The 14,397-nt window shown below is 69.0% G+C and carries 13 protein-coding genes; 6 read left to right on the top strand and 7 right to left on the bottom strand.

Features of this window, described 5'->3' with window-relative positions; translation table 11 throughout:
- Positions 1-137 precede the first annotated feature (137 nt).
- Together ACOZ38_RS41245 and ACOZ38_RS41240 are read right to left on the bottom strand one after the other, a co-directional pair.
- Positions 138-362 carry a DUF397 domain-containing protein gene (locus ACOZ38_RS41245; protein ID WP_424536293.1) on the bottom strand — a complete coding sequence of 75 codons (225 nt, stop codon included), beginning with the start codon at positions 360-362 and terminating at the stop codon, positions 138-140.
- Complete coding sequence (locus ACOZ38_RS41240; protein ID WP_424536292.1) at positions 344-1,180, bottom strand: helix-turn-helix domain-containing protein; 837 nt, start codon at positions 1,178-1,180, stop codon at positions 344-346. The genes ACOZ38_RS41245 and ACOZ38_RS41240 overlap by 19 nt, the downstream gene beginning before the upstream one ends.
- A gap of 292 nt (positions 1,181-1,472) precedes the next feature.
- Between ACOZ38_RS41240 and ACOZ38_RS41235 the strand changes: the two genes are divergently transcribed.
- The 5 genes from ACOZ38_RS41235 (at position 1,473) to tgmC (ending at position 4,704) form a co-directional block, all read left to right on the top strand.
- Positions 1,473-1,724, top strand: coding sequence for a hypothetical protein (locus ACOZ38_RS41235; RefSeq protein WP_424537225.1), 252 nt, complete (start codon positions 1,473-1,475; stop codon positions 1,722-1,724).
- Positions 1,646-2,125 (top strand): ATP-binding protein, encoded by a 480-nt coding sequence (locus tag ACOZ38_RS41230; protein ID WP_424537185.1) that lies wholly within the window; start codon positions 1,646-1,648, stop codon positions 2,123-2,125. The genes ACOZ38_RS41235 and ACOZ38_RS41230 overlap by 79 nt, the downstream gene beginning before the upstream one ends.
- Before the next feature lie 112 nt (positions 2,126-2,237).
- Entirely contained in the window at positions 2,238-2,588 is a 351-nt protein-coding gene (tgmA, locus tag ACOZ38_RS41225; protein ID WP_424536291.1) for a putative ATP-grasp-modified RiPP, read from the top strand.
- 29 nt (positions 2,589-2,617) lie between these two features.
- Positions 2,618-3,553: an ATP-grasp ribosomal peptide maturase gene (gene tgmB / locus ACOZ38_RS41220; RefSeq protein ID WP_424536290.1), complete on the top strand. Its 936-nt coding sequence runs from the start codon at positions 2,618-2,620 to the stop codon at positions 3,551-3,553.
- Positions 3,550-4,704 (top strand): ATP-grasp peptide maturase system methyltransferase, encoded by a 1,155-nt coding sequence (gene tgmC / locus ACOZ38_RS41215; protein WP_424536289.1) that lies wholly within the window; start codon positions 3,550-3,552, stop codon positions 4,702-4,704. The genes tgmB and tgmC overlap by 4 nt, the downstream gene beginning before the upstream one ends.
- A gap of 528 nt (positions 4,705-5,232) precedes the next feature.
- Here tgmC and ACOZ38_RS41210 read toward each other — a convergent pair.
- The 5 genes from ACOZ38_RS41210 to ACOZ38_RS41190 all read right to left on the bottom strand — a co-directional run bounded on the left by ACOZ38_RS41210 (position 5,233) and on the right by ACOZ38_RS41190 (position 13,579).
- Positions 5,233-7,203 (bottom strand): thioredoxin domain-containing protein, encoded by a 1,971-nt coding sequence (locus tag ACOZ38_RS41210; RefSeq protein ID WP_424536288.1) that lies wholly within the window; start codon positions 7,201-7,203, stop codon positions 5,233-5,235.
- Positions 7,204-7,474: 271 nt separating this feature from the next.
- Positions 7,475-7,597 (bottom strand): hypothetical protein, encoded by a 123-nt coding sequence (locus tag ACOZ38_RS41205; RefSeq protein WP_405141750.1) that lies wholly within the window; start codon positions 7,595-7,597, stop codon positions 7,475-7,477.
- A 63-nt stretch (positions 7,598-7,660) separates the two neighbouring features.
- Entirely contained in the window at positions 7,661-8,110 is a 450-nt protein-coding gene (locus ACOZ38_RS41200; RefSeq protein WP_424536287.1) for a deaminase, read from the bottom strand.
- Complete coding sequence (locus ACOZ38_RS41195) at positions 8,103-8,849, bottom strand: RibD family protein (RefSeq protein ID WP_424536286.1); 747 nt, start codon at positions 8,847-8,849, stop codon at positions 8,103-8,105. Before ACOZ38_RS41195 ends, ACOZ38_RS41200 begins: the two co-directional genes overlap by 8 nt.
- A gap of 416 nt (positions 8,850-9,265) precedes the next feature.
- Entirely contained in the window at positions 9,266-13,579 is a 4,314-nt protein-coding gene (locus ACOZ38_RS41190) for an HAD-IC family P-type ATPase (RefSeq protein WP_424536285.1), read from the bottom strand.
- Between the two features lie 235 nt (positions 13,580-13,814).
- Between ACOZ38_RS41190 and ACOZ38_RS41185 the strand changes: the two genes are divergently transcribed.
- The gene (locus ACOZ38_RS41185) at positions 13,815-14,138 is read left to right on the top strand and encodes a hypothetical protein (protein ID WP_424536284.1); all 324 of its coding nucleotides are present in this window, start codon (positions 13,815-13,817) and stop codon (positions 14,136-14,138) included.
- Positions 14,139-14,397 lie beyond the last annotated feature (259 nt).

The following is a 14,397-nucleotide window of genomic DNA, read 5'->3' as shown; positions in this document are numbered from 1 at the left end:
CGGGTGATCCGTGTGCTGCCCACCCCACATCGTCGTCCCTGCACCGATCCGCGTACGAGCTGTGCCGACGTGCGGCAGACATGGCCGGAAGTCGCGAACTATCTCAAGTGGGGAGAACGCACCTCTGGGGCGAGGGCTCAAGCGTCGAATTGACTGCCCTTGACGCCACTGAGGAATGCCCGCCAACCGCTTGGCGTGAGGAGGAGGACGGGACCGGTCGGGTTCTTGCTGTCTCGGAGTGCGACGACTTCGGGGAGGTTGGTGGCCACTTCCACACATTCACCGCCATTGTTACCGCTGCGGGAACTCTTCCTCCACCTAGCCTTGGAGAGGTCCGTGGCGGTCAGCTCTTTTTGTTCCATCGCTCTGCTGCTTCCTCAATCCTTGCGAGTGATTCGCCCGGACGATGCGCCTCTGTACGTAGTCTGTCATACCGGTCGGAGATCAGCGTAACGAGATCATTTTCCGCTGACACCTCACCTTTGCCGGCGGAGTCCACAGATACGGTGGTCGGCGCGTCCGCCAGCTCCGCAATCACGAACGACGACGTCAGGCCATCGGTGCAAGCAGTGTCGTAAGGCACGAGTTGTACAGTCACACGGCGGTGACGTGCGACGGATGCCAGGTGGCGCAGTTGCTCGTGCATGACTTCGCTGCCGCCGATCGGACGTTCCAGCACCCACTCGTCCAGAAGCACCCGCAGCTCTGGACGATTGTCCCGGCTGAGGATCTGCTGACGTTGCATGCGTGCAGCCACTTGATCTTCAACCTCTGCTTCGGGCGTCGAGAAGTGGCCGAGGAAGACGGCTCGTGCATAGTTCTCCGTCTGAAGCAAGCCAGGAATCAGGAATGGGGCCCAAATACGCAGGATGGTCGCTCCGGGTTCGATCTCCTCCAGCCAGCGAAGGAACCATCCCGGCCCCGAGGGTGATTGGTGGATTCGTCGATAGAGCCGGACAAAGTAGTCGCTATTGGAATGATCTACGACGCGATCACATGCCTCCGCGAAGTCGAGTTGCGGATTGCGACTACCGGCTTCCACATGTCCTACCAGGGACGGTGAGCAGCCTATGCGTTCGGCCAGCCGCCTCTGCGACAAGCCCATGTCCCTGCGGCATGCGGCCAGCTCACGGCCGAAGCGTTCGACCGGGGATAGTCGTCCATCGAGATCGCTGGGCATGGTTTGTCTCCGAGCAAGCTAGGCGCACTGGGGATGTGCGCTTACAAATCTACGACAGCCCTTACATTGCCTGCGGGTTTCTGTCACCGAAGTGTCCTTGACTTCATGTAGAAGACATCCCTGGCTACCGGCATTCTAGGCGTACACCAAACGAGTCGCGAGGCAAGATCGCGAAACAGCCTACATTCCTCCTATGCCGGTGGAGTCAGATGTGACAGGGCAAGGTACTAGAGGTCACCAATCCGCCAGAAACAGCGCATACTCTTTAAGTCGCCAGCGGACACCTGGAAAGATGAAGGAGGAGAAGCTCATTCACCTGGTTCGGTTGGCATGGGACCTGAACAAGCGAGGTGTGAGTACGGCTATCGAGCTCTCGACGAAGACGGAGCCGGTTCTGCTGGTTCCTCAGGCACCGGAACCCATGCGCATCATGACGCTGGTGCTTCAAAAGACCTGGTTCTTCACGTGGGGGCGGGGCGAGGGTCAGAGGGTCCGGGCTCTGACAGGCGATGCGGTGGACCGGGTGTGGGAGGCCGCGCAGTGAGGACGCTAGGGCTTCTGGGCGCCGTGGACCTTCCGGGTGATGTGGGGGCTGTCGCGGTGGCACGGGCGTATGTGCGGGTGCTATTGGGCGCGACAGGGCTTTCAGATGCGGAGCGCGTTGAGTCGCTGGTCAGCGAACTCGTAGCAAATGCCGTGCAGCACTCGAATTCTGGGCGCAGGGAGCGCGGCATGGTGAAGCTGGTCCTGAGTGACACCGGTAATGCAGTGCATGTCGATGTGATCGATGAAGGCTCAGTCGGCGCTATTCCGCAGATTCCCGCACAAGTAGATCCACTTAGCGAAGGCGGCCGGGGTCTGTGGCTGGTTCAAGAACTGTCGTCCGCCTGGGGCTGGGCGGACGACAAGCGGGGGCGGGTCGTCTGGTTCGAGGTGAAGGGATGACAACTCCCCGCTTCTCACGATCTTTGGACGGCTACCCGACCACTGATCTTCAGGCGGTCCTACCGCTTCCGTCTGGCCAAAAGACCCCCCGAAAAGGGGGAGAGCGGCCACGATGGTAATCGTCACGCATACGACTGACCCACCCAGCAAGGCCGCAGTCGAACATCCCGCATCGGCACCGAGCGAAAGGAATACCGTGCGAGATCAACACAGACAGCCATGGGGGCTGACACGAGTTGCTCCCTTTCCACCTGTGGTGGGTGTACCTAATCGGACTTACCGAGTCGAGCTGGATCCGGACACTCAGACCGGTATCTACCGTGACACGGTCAATGGAGACGTCATCGAGGCGGGTAAGCACGGCACCAACAAGCAGACCTCGAAGTCAACGGCGACCACGGGCCAAGATGGGGCGAATCCAACCAGCGACAGTGACTCCGTCACCGACTACGACAACGACTGACCATGAATGACGAGGCTCCCGTCTTGGCGGTGACCAGCGTGGACGACGCGACAGCGGATCTGGTCACCCAACGCCTCTACGATCGCGGCGTACCGGTGGTTCGGCTTGATCCGGGCGATTTTCTGACCTGCGGATCGGAGCTCAGAATGTCGGCTCGATTGGACGATACTGGCCTGGCTGGAGTGATCATCACGCCGAGTCGGGAGCTGAATCTCAGACACGTGCGGGCGGCATGGTGGCGTCGCCCCTCTCCCTACCGCGCTCCGCCGCACTGGCCTACTCAGGATGCCACCTTCGCAGTCGGGGAAGCGCGCTTTGGATTCAGCGGTGTGCTGACAGCTCTCCACGATTGTCTGTGGATCAATCACCCATGGCGTAATCATGCCGCCGAGTACAAACCGGGGCAGCTTGTGACGGCCGCGGAATGCGGTTTCGCTCTCGCTCCTACGTTGATCACGAATGATCCGTTCGAAGCTCGGGCGTTCGCTGAAACGTATTCGCCGATCGTGTACAAGCCGCTGCGTCAGTCGATCCAGAAGGACCAAGACGGCGTCAACGGAATGATCTGGGTGCGGCCGGTTGATCCGGCTGAGCTGGATGACGCCGTGGCGGGAACCGCGCATATGTTCCAGGCCGAGGTGGAGAAGGTGGCCGATGTACGGGTCACCGTGGTCGGCCATCGCCTGTTCGCTGTGCGTATCGACAGCGGACTGATCGACTGGCGGGCCGACTACGAGACTCTTACCTACACCCTGATTCCGTGTCCCCCTGCTGTGGAGTCATCCATTCGCCAGTACATGAGCAGCTATGGCCTCGTGTTCGCCGCCTTCGACTTCGCGCTCACCCCATCCGGGGGTTGGATCTTCCTGGAGTGCAATCCCAACGGTCAATGGGCGTGGATCGCCGAGCAGGAACAAGCGGTGGCGGATGCGCTGACCGATCTTCTTGAGAGGGGACGTCTTTGACCAGTCCACCGACCGTACGACTACGGCAGGCGCTGGCACGGCGTCTCGTCACCGACGACTACCTGCGCGACATGGGGTGGATGGAGGCCGTTGAGACCATTCCTCGTGAGGTCTTCCTGGGCGAAGCGATCTTCCGTCCAACCGAAACGGAGATCGGGACTCTATGGGAATCCTTGCGGCGCTCTGATGTGGGAGATGAGCAGTGGACGTCGTTCGCGTATACCAACCAGACGTGGGTGACTCAGGTCGGCGGTATCTCAGCGAGCGACGCGTCCCGTCCCCTGGCCGGCTCCCCTACGTCTTCTTCCACGCTGCCCGGCATAGTCATTCGGATGCTGGAGATCGCCGGGATCTCTGACGGCGACAATGTGCTGGAGATCGGGACGGGCACCGGGTACTCAGCGGCCCTGATGAGCCACCGACTCGGCAACAGGGCTGTGACCTCGATCGAGTATGACCCCGTGGTCGCCCAGCATGCCTGTGAAGCGATCACGGAAGCCGGATACGCACCCACGCTCGTCGTCGGCGACGGGCTGGCCGGGTACGAGAGGAACGCCGAATACGACCGTCTGATCGCTACCTGCTCAGTGCGCTACATTCCCGCCTCCTGGATGTGGCAGGTGCGCGACGGCGGCACCATCACGACCCCGTTTTGGGGGTGGATGAACGCCAACGGCCTGGCCAACCTCACGCTGGGGGATGACGGCACCGCAACGGGGCACTTCGATCCGTTCGAGGTGGCGTTCATGCCCGCACGTCCACATACCGCCCCATCGTTGTCGCACTACCTGATCGGTCGCGGGGAGCGGCGGGAGAGCAGGATCGACCCGAACGTCCTCGACGATTCGACCGGGCTGTTCGTCGCGCAACTCGGAGCCCCGTCCGCGCAGCGCATGGGATCCGGGGACGAGGTGGTCCTCCTCGACGTCGCCACCGGTTCCCAGGCCGCTACACAAGCTGATCCGGCAGGTGGATGGACAGTCCGCCAGCGCGGACCATTGCGACTGTGGGACGAGGTGGAGGACGCCGTAATGACCTGGCAGGGAGCCGGCTGTCCGCCGCAGTCGGCGTTCGGTCTCACGGTCACCAGGGATAGGCAATACGTCTGGCTCGGAGACACTGAAGGGCCGAGCTGGAACCTGCCCGCCTGAGCTTGGTGTCCGAACTCGGGTTGCTGAAGTGTCAGTCATGGAGAGTCGGAGCCTGCTCCGCTTTGTCAGACTCCCGCGGCCCGGCACTGGCGTTCACGCCCAACCTATGGGCTGCGATAAGTGACCTCGGGCTGGAGTCGTCCTGAAGAATTGCGCCCACCCGTCACCCGCTTGACGGGTGATCCGTGTGCTGCCCACCCACACCATGGCCCCCACCAGCGCGGCGAACCGGACTCGATGGCCCCATCAGCGCAGCGAACAGGATTCGTCGCTTTCCCCGGGGCCTTCGGCAGGGTGTTGCTCCTATCGCATTCGCTGAGGTCGATTTTGGGTGGGCAACACCTGGATCACCACCCAGGCGCTTGACGGGTGGGCGGAATAAGGACTCGTCATTCCCCGGGATCTTCGGCAGGTGTTGCTTCCACCGCATCGCTTGGGTGGGCAACACCCGGATCACCACCCAAGCGCTCGACGGGTGGGCGAAGAACTATGTGCCTCAAGCCTTCGCCCACCGGTGAGTCTCGTGCATCAGCGTGTGGTTGAGGCGTGTAGTTCTCTGGTCAGGGCGGCGGGGGTGGTCACGGGGGCCTGGCAGGTGAAGTGGTGGCAGATGTAGGCGGCGGGGTGGCCGTTGACCAGGCCTCGGCCTTCCATCAGGGGCACGTTTCCGTCGCCGAGGGCGATCACAGTGCCGGGGACGCCGGCCATCAGCGCGGCCCGGTGCAGGGCGGTGGTGCGGGGGTCGTCCAGCGGGCCGGTGATCGCGACCTCAACCGGTCCGGCCAGCGCGGCCTCGGCGACCGCGAGGCCCCAGCCGGCGAACCTGGCGTGCTTGTCGGCGAGTACGGACACCGTGCCGATCGCCGCCTCTGCCGCCTCGCGGTGGCGCGCCGACCCGGTCAGGGCGCCGTACGACAGCAGCGCGCCCGCCGCCGCGAACTGCCCGGACGGTGTGGCGTTGTCGGTCGGGTCCTGGGGCCGCTGGAACAGCCGCTCGCCGTCGTCGGCGGTGTCGAAGAACCCTCCCGACCCGTCGGGGAACCGGTCGAGCACCGTGCCGAGCAGGGCGCCCGCCAGTTCGAACCACCGGGACTCCCCGGTGACCCCGTACAGCGCGATGAACCCATCGGCGACGTCCGCGTAGTCCTCCAGCACCCCGGCGTTGGTCCCGGCGCGGCCGTCCCGCGAGGTGCGCCACAGGCGTGAGCCGTGCAGGTGGACGCCGGCGAGCAGCTCCGCGGCCGTACGGGCCGCGTCGACGAGGTCGCGGCGTTCGAAGAGCGCGCCCGCCTCGGCGAGGGCGGCGATGGCGAGCCCGTTCCAGGCGGCGACCACCTTGTCGTCCCGGCCGGGGCGCACCCGGGCGGAGCGGGCGGTGAGCAGCTCCGCGCGCACGTCGTCGTACATCGCGCGGTCGGAGGGGTCGGAGAGCAGTTGGAGCACCGAGGAGCCGTGCTCGAAGGTGCCCTCGGGCGTCACCTCGAACAGCGACGCGGCCCAGGCGCCGCGTTCCTCGCCGAGCACCTCGCGCAGCTCGGCGGGCGTCCAGACGTAGAACTTGCCCTCCACGCCCTCGCTGTCGGCGTCGAGCGCGGAGGCGAAGCCGCCCTCGGGGGTGCGCATCTCGCGGAGCAGCCAGTCGGCGGTCTCCAGGGTCACGCGCCTGGCCAGGGGGGACCCGGTGGCCCGCCACCAGTGGGCGTAGACCCGCAGGAGCAGGGCGTTGTCGTACAGCATCTTCTCGAAGTGGGGCACGACCCAGGCGGCGTCGACACTGTAGCGGGCGAAGCCCCCGCCGAGCTGGTCGTACATGCCGCCGCGGGCCATGGCGCCGAGGGTCTTCTCGGCCATCTCCATGGCGTCGGGGGTGCCGTGCCTGAGCAGGAACTCCAGCACCATCGACGGCGGGAACTTCGGCGCCCCGCCGAAGCCTCCGCGGACGGGGTCGAAGGTGCGGGCGAGATCGCGCACGGCCGTCTCGGTCGTCTCGGCCGTCGGCAGGGGCCCTCCCGGCAGCGCGGAGCCCTGGCCGAGCGCCTCCACCACCTTGGACCCCTGGGAGAGCACCGCCTCGCGGTCCTCCGTCCAGGCCTGCGACACACCGGCCAGAAGCCGCTGGAACTGCTGCCGGGGGAAGTACGTGCCGGTGTAGAACGGATGACCCTCCGGCGTGGCGAAGACGGTCATCGGCCAGCCGCCGTGCCCGGTCATGGCCGTGGTGGCGTTCATGTAGACGGCGTCCACGTCGGGACGCTCCTCGCGGTCGACCTTGACGTTGACGAAGCGCTCGTTCATCATCGCGGCCGTCCCCGCGTCCTCGAAGGACTCGTGGGCCATCACGTGGCACCAGTGGCAGGCGGAGTAGCCGATCGAGACGAGCAGCGGCACGTCCCTCCTGCGGGCCTCCGCGAAGGCCTCCTCACCCCATTCGAACCATTCGACGGGGTTATCCGCATGCTGAAGCAGGTACGGGCTCGTCGCGTCCTTCAAGCGGTTCATCGAGATCTCCCTGCGTACGCGGAGCGTACGTTCTCGTCGCGTGAGGTGCGCAGAGCTGCGCGCCACCGTTACTACCCGCACGGTCCTCCTCACACTAGGCCGGGCACCGCCTGCCGCGAAAACGAGTGGCCCGCCGGTGCGGTCGGCACTGGCGAGCAACTTGCCAGAAGGAGGTAAACAGCCGTGTAATGAAGAAACGCCGGAGAATGTCGAAGACGGCGCGCACCCCGTGGGTGGGCGCCGTCTCCGGAACGTCTTTCGGGCCGGGGCGTCAGGCCGTGGCGGTGACGAGCCAGGCGATGCCCAGCAGCACGACGACCGGGATCAGCCACATCACGGCCTCGACTGCGAACTCCTTGTACATCGTGTACTTCTCCCTCTGAGTGCCTGTCACGCCGCGAATGGCGCGCCATGCAGCATAACGGGCCGCGCAGGCAGCCTTGACCAGGCGAAAGGCCTACGCGTCGAAGAGGTGCGCGTTGACCTCGCGTACGTGGGGGGCCAGGCTGGGGATCTCGACGACCTCGACCCCCGCGTCGCGCAGGGTCTCGGCGCCGGTGCAGTCGACGAAGACGTCCGGTTCGCGCCAGGCGAAGACGACGCGGTGGATGCCGGCGGCGAGGATCAGCTCGGTGCAGCTGCGCGGGCGCGACGCGCGGGTGGTGCAGGGTTCCAGGGAGCTGTAGATCGTCGCCGAGGCGAGCCGGGGGTCGTCACGGGGGATCTTGGCCAGGGCGGCCTCCTCGGCGTGGTCGTGGGGATCGCCCTCCCGTGAGTAGCCGGTGGCGATGACCTGGCCGTCCGCGTCCACGACGACCGCCCCGACCGCGAACGCGGTGGCCGAGGCGGGGCACAGGCGCGAGAGCTCGACCGTCTTGTCCAGCCATCGCAGGTCCACGTCAGTCATGGGACTCCTCGGACTCGCCGGGCACTCGGGGAAGCCCGCCGGACGCTCGGGAAACCGCGTCCGGCGCTTGGGGAAGGTAGCGCAGGAGGACGACGTCGCCGATCTGCCGAGTCTCGGCGAGGCGCAGCGGGTTCGCCGGGCCGTACGGGAAGGGGCCGGCGCCGACGAAGCGGGGAGCCGAGGGGTCGCCGACGAGGAACGGGGCGACCACCAGATGGAGCTCGTCGACGAGCCCCGAGGTGAGGAAGAGCGTGTGGACGGCGCCGCCGCCCTCCACCATGAGCCGCCGTACCCCGCGCGCGGAAAGGTCGGCGAGGACGCCGGGGAGGTCGAGCGGGTCACCGGCGTCCACCACGGTCGCCACGTCGGAAAGGCTCTTGCGGGCGCCGTCCACGCAGGGGGCCGCGGCGTACACGATCTTCTCGACGTCGCCCAGCGAGAAGAAGCGGGCGTTCGGGTCGAGGTCGCCGCCGCCGGTCAGGGTGACCTTGAGCGGGGTCTCGCCGAGCCCGCGCCGTACGCGCTCGGCACGGCGGGCCGCGGAGCGGACCAGGAGCCGAGGATCGTCCGCGCGGACGGTGCCCGCGCCGACCAGGATGGCGTCGCATCCGGCGCGCACCTCGTCCACACGGTCGAAGTCGGCCGCGTTGGACAGCGCGAGCGGTTCGCCGGAGGCGTCGTCGATGTAGCCGTCGATCGACGTCGCGACCGACAGGAGGATGTACGGGCGCTCAGCCACCGAGGGTCTCCATGACGTCAATCATGGACCCCCTGCGTCCGAGCGCAGAGTCCGACCGGCGGATGCCCTCGCGAGGCGCGGGCGGGTTCCGCCGGGGTGATCAAGACCGCCCGAGTGGCGGCCCTGTACTGCCGGAGTTCGGGCCGCCCGGAGAGCGGCCCTGTGTCACTGGATTCGGGCCGCCCGAGTGACGGCCCTGTACTGCCGGGTTCAGGCCGCCTGGGGGGCGGACTTCTCGATCCATACCTGTACGAGGCGCACGACCAGCGCCTCTACCAACATCACGGCCGCCTTGGCCAGCACAGAGGCAAGGAAGTTGTACACCGGGACCTCACAGTAGGGGATTGACTGCTTTATACAGCATTGAGGTCCGATGTGACCACATGTCCAGATTGAAGTGGCCGCTCGGTGAACGGTCAGTGACCGTTCCCTTCCGGCGGATTGATCATCCGGCCCGCCACCCCCGCCGCGGTCCCGCTGCCCAGCCCGATCGCCCAGCCGAACGGGCCCACCGGACGGCACCCGAACAGCTGGCTGAGCCCCGGAGTCGAGACGACCACGAACAGGCACGCCAGTGACACCGAGGCGGCGGCCATGACCGTGCGGTCCCTGCCGCCGACCATCAGGGTCTGCACGAGCTGCGCCGACACCAGGCCGATCAGCCCGACGGTGTCGGCGCGCGCCTCCGTGCCGGTGGACCGCCCGAGCACCCAGGCGACGGAGGCCGCCGCGGCCGTGGTGGCCGCGCGCGCGTAAATGTCCCTGGTGAGCGCGGTGCCGAGCGACGCCTCCGGCCCCTCCGTCAGCAGCTTCTCCGGGCTCGTGGCGCTCGGCGGCCGGATGGCGATCGCCAGGGCGGGCAGCATGTCGGTGAGCAGGTTGACCAGCAGGAGCTGGCGGGCGTTCAGGGTGTTGCGGCCGGCGAACAGGTTGGACCCGACCGTGAACACGATCTCCCCGAGGTTGCCGCCCAGCAGGATGCCGAGCGAGTCGCGGACGGAGCTCCACATCGCCCGTCCCTCGACGATGGCCTCGACGATCGTCTCGATGCGGTCGTCGGTCACCACCACGTCGGCCGCCGCCCGCGCGGCCGGGGTGGCGCGCGAGCCGAGCGCCACGCCCACGTCGGCGAGCCTGATGGCCGGGGCGTCGTTGGCGCCGTCGCCGGTCACGGCCACGACCTTGCCCGCCCGCTGAAGCCCCGCGACGATCCGCGCCTTGTGCGCCGGGGTGACACGGGCGAACACCGACACGTCCGGCAGCACGTCGGCGAGCGCGGCGTCGTCGATCGCGTCCAGCTCCGGCCCTGTCATGACCCGCAGGCCGTCGAGCACGTTCAGCTCGGCGGCGATGGCCTCGGCCGTGCTGGGATGGTCACCGGTGATCATGACCACCCGGACACCCGCGCGCACCAGCCGGTCCACGCTGTGCGCCGCCGTGGGCCTGACCGGATCGGCCAGCCCGAGGAAGCCCAGGAAGCACAGCCCCTCGACGCGGGACTCGTCGAGGTCGCGCCGGCTCGTCGCGGAGCGCTCGGCCACGGCCAGCACGCGGTAGCCCTGCTGGGCGAGCCGGTCGACCTCCTTGGTGAGCGCCTGGGCCGCCTCCTCGTCCAGGGGCGAGACCACGCCGTCGTCCAGCATGCTGGTGCACCGGGTGAGCACCACCTCGGGAGCCCCCTTCACGCTGAGCAGGTGAGTGCCCCTGCCGCCGGGCACGGTCGTCCCCGGTCTCTCCGGGGTCCCGAGCACGGCGTGGTAGCCCCGGGCCGACTCGAAGGGCATCTCGTCGATCCGCTCCCAGGTGCCCACTCCCTCGGAGGGGACCACCCCTAGTCTCTCGGCCCCCTCCACCACCGCGCGGTCGGTGAGGTGCGGGACGGCCCGCTCGCCGCCGAGCTGGGGCCCCGCCCGCAGCGCCGCCGCGAGGATGTGCCGGAAGTCGTCTGGCAGGCTGTCGACGGGATGCTCAAGGCGGCCGTCGGAGACCCGGCCCAGGGTGATGTGCCCCTCGGTGAGGGTGCCGGTCTTGTCGAAGCAGAGCACGTCGACCCGCCCGAGCGCCTCGATGGTCGACGGGTTGCGCACCAGCGTCTCGCGCGTCGAGAGCCGCCTGGCCGCCGCGAGCTCGGCCACCGTGGCGATGAACGGCAGGCCCTCGGGGACCGCGGCCACGGCGAGGCTCACCGCCGGAGCCAGCGCCGAGGCGAGCGGAGAGCGGCGCAGCAGGTTGGTCACCATGAGCATCGCGCCCGAGCCGACGGCGACCGGCATGATCTGGCGGCTCAGGGCGCGTAGCCGCAGCTCGACGCCGGTCGGCGGCGCCTCCCGGTTTCCGAGCTCGGCCGTGCGGCCCGCCTCGGTCGCCGGGCCGGTGGCGACCACCACGGCCAGGCAGTGGCCCGCCGCGATCGTGGTGCCCTGGTAGACCATGGAGCTGCGGTCGGCCACCGCCAGGGCGGCGGTGGGCTCGGGTGACTTGGTGACGAGCTGCGACTCGCCGGTGAGGGGCGCCTCGTCCACTTCCAGGGCACGTGCCTTGAGCAGGCGGCAGTCGGCCGGAACGGCGTCTCCCGCCCGCAGTTCGATGACGTCTCCGCGCACGAGGTCGTCGGCGGTCGCGTCCACCGGCCCCTGCGGGCGGCGCAGCCGTACGGGGACGGCGGTGGCGTCGGTCAGCCGGATGAGCGCCCGGTCGGCGTTGGTCCGCTGTGCTCCGCCGATGAGCCCGTTCACGGCCAGCACGCCGCCGATGAGCACGGCGTCCAGGGCGGACCCCATGGCGGCGGACACGCCCGCGGCGGCGGCCAGCACCGGCGTCAGCGGGTTGGCCAGCTCCTGGGCGGTCGCGCGGAGCAGCGAGGCGCCTCCGGTCTCCGGCAGGATCGGGGCGGTCCTGCGGCGGGCGGCCTCCGCCTCGCTGAGCCCGGCCGTCGTCGTGGACAGGCGGGTTAGCACGTCCTGCACCGGCAGCGCGTGCCAGGGCGTGCGGTCGACGTGCTGCGGCAGCCCGCACCGGCCGAGGTCGCGGCCCGCCCACGCGCCCGTCGCCAGGGTCACCAGCGACGTGCAGTCGCCGACGAGCTGCACCCTGCGCACGGAGCCCTCGGCGGCCCCGAGGACGGTGAGCGCGCCTCCGAGCACGGCGCCCGCGGCGGAGACCTTCACGCTGCGGTCACTCGTGGTCCTTGCCATGTGAAGCGACCTCAGCAGCAGGTGCGCCGCGTCGGGGCCGCCGATCACGTCCGCGTCCCACGGCGGGCGTCCCGCGTGGGTCAGCACGCCGATGCCGAGGTCGGCCTCGCGCAGCCCGCGACGGGAGCGCTGCGTCACGACGGCGACCCCGTGCCCGTCCGCCTGCAGGGCCCTCACGGACGCGGGGAGCCTCGCGCCCCCCGCGACCAGCCGCTCGGCGCCGAGCCGCCAGGCGAGGTCCGGGTCGCCGCCGGCCATGACGATCTCGCACGCGTCACCGGCGGCGCCGACGAGCGCCTCGGCGAACGGATGGACCTCGCGGACCACGCCGACCAGCGCGACCGCTTCGCCCTTGTAGGTGACGGCGACGGGCCGGATGCCCTTCTCCCGCCAGTGCGCCGCTTCGCCGGGAACCGACTCCGGCGGCTCGGCCGCCCAGTCGCCGTGCTCGCGGCGCGCGGTCGCGTCCGTGCCTTCGAGCAGCGCGTAGACGTGGGCGTGCAGGACTCCGGGATCCAGGTAGGCGGCCGGGGCCAGGGGCACCACCTCGTGGACGGTCCAGGTGCGCATCGTCAGGGCGTCGGCGTCGAACACCACCGTGTCGACGCGGTCCATGCAGCGCATCGCGTCGCGGTCCAGGACCAGGGCGCCCCGTCGCGCGACCGCGAGGCCCACGGCGCTGACGAAGGCGTCGCGCCCGAGCCTGGCAGCCTTGGGCGTCCCCGCGACGAGCATGGCGAGCGCCCGCTCGTGGTCGGGGCTCACGATCGAGGTGATGCCGTACGAGGCGAGCGCGCCGACGCTGACGGTGTCCGCGTAGCGCTCGATCGGCCCGTACGGCACGGGGCGCGGGCGCGGGGTGACGGCCGTCCTGATGTGGCGGTAGCCGCCCTTCTTCCCGGCGAACTCCTCTTCCCTCGCCGTCCACGCCCGGCGGGCCACCGTGGCCTCGGCGAGACGGCCCGCCGCCGCCACCGAGTCGATGAACAGGCCGAGGGGGCGCAGCGCGAGCGTCTGGGCGGCGAAGCGGGTCGTGGCGAACACCATGTTCGCCGTCGGCCGCCCGACACGGCGCTCCACCTCGTGCCGTACTCGGGGGGTGGACTCCGCGAGCTGGAGGAGGGCGGGAAGCGCCGCGGGCGCCTTGGTCACGCGCGTCACCCGGCCGGCCAGGGTCACGCCGACGCCCATGACGCCGGCGCCGAGCTCCACGAGCGCGCGGGCCTGGTTCTCGATCGCGTGCCGGGCCGCGTGGCCGTCGCCGTCCTGCTCCGTCACGTCCAGCTCGTCGACGATCGCTAGCAGCTTGCCGACGTCCACGGTGTCGCTGTCGCAGTCGACGAAGACGAAGCCGAGCGCGCCGTTCACCTCCGCCCGGTCCGCCCCGCCGAGGTCGACCAGACCCTTTTCGAGCGCGCGGGCCTCCCGCGAGGTCTCCGGGCCGCCGACGTTCCGCAACTGGAGGCGGACGCCTCCCGCGTACTTGTGGACCTGCCGTGGACAGGGGAGCAGGCCGCGGACCGTCTCGGGGAGCAAGGACGCGATGAGGCCTACCGGACCCCTGAGGTCACGTAGCGGGAACAAAACGCCTCCAGGGAACCAGGTGCCGACAAGATGATCAGGCCGCGTGGCACGCGGCCTGATCATTCGACCCTAAGTATGCCCAGGTCAGGCGGTTGAACGCCTCTCTGTTGCGGTTGTCGTCGTCTGTGCCGTTCCCGCCCGCGCGGGCTAGGATCCGGAGGCGCGCGACGACCGCGAGGGCGTACGGGTGGACGTCGACGAGGACGCCCGTGACGTCCGGGACCTGGAGGACGCCGGGGTCGACGCCCGTGTGGACGACGCTCGTGTGGTCGATGCCCGTGTGGACGATGCTCGTGTGGACGCTGCCCGGGATGCCCGTGTCGTCGCCCGGCCGCCCGTCGACGGAGTGGTACGCGAGGACGCCCGTGCCGAGGGCCGCTGGGCGGCCATGGGCTCCGGCTGGGACTTCTGTGCGGAGGCCCGCGCCGCCAGCATGGTCCCGGCTCCGATCGCCGCGGCCACCGGCCACTCCAACAGCCCGAAGGCCGCGAGCAGGCCCAGCCCGCCGTAGTAGGCGAGGCGCTCGGGCGGCGGGAAGAACGTCTTGGCGGTCTCCATCGCCCTGTCCATCTCCTGCCCTCGACTGCTGGACACGCCCGGCATGCGAGACATGTCAGGCATGTGCATTCGCGGCATCTTGGGCATGTGCGGGCGGTGGACGTGGAGGCTGACGACAGGAGTGTCGAGCTGGATCAGATCGCCGTCGGAACTGGATGTCGGTCGTGTGCGATCACGGCTCGCGCGCGACGTCTGGGTCACGGTCATGGCCC

This window comes from Sphaerisporangium viridialbum (assembly GCF_049674955.1).
Lineage (GTDB): Bacteria > Actinomycetota > Actinomycetes > Streptosporangiales > Streptosporangiaceae > Sphaerisporangium > Sphaerisporangium viridialbum.
The sequence above is the reverse complement of the archived record's forward strand: the minus strand, read 5'-3'. Positions and strand labels throughout refer to the sequence as shown.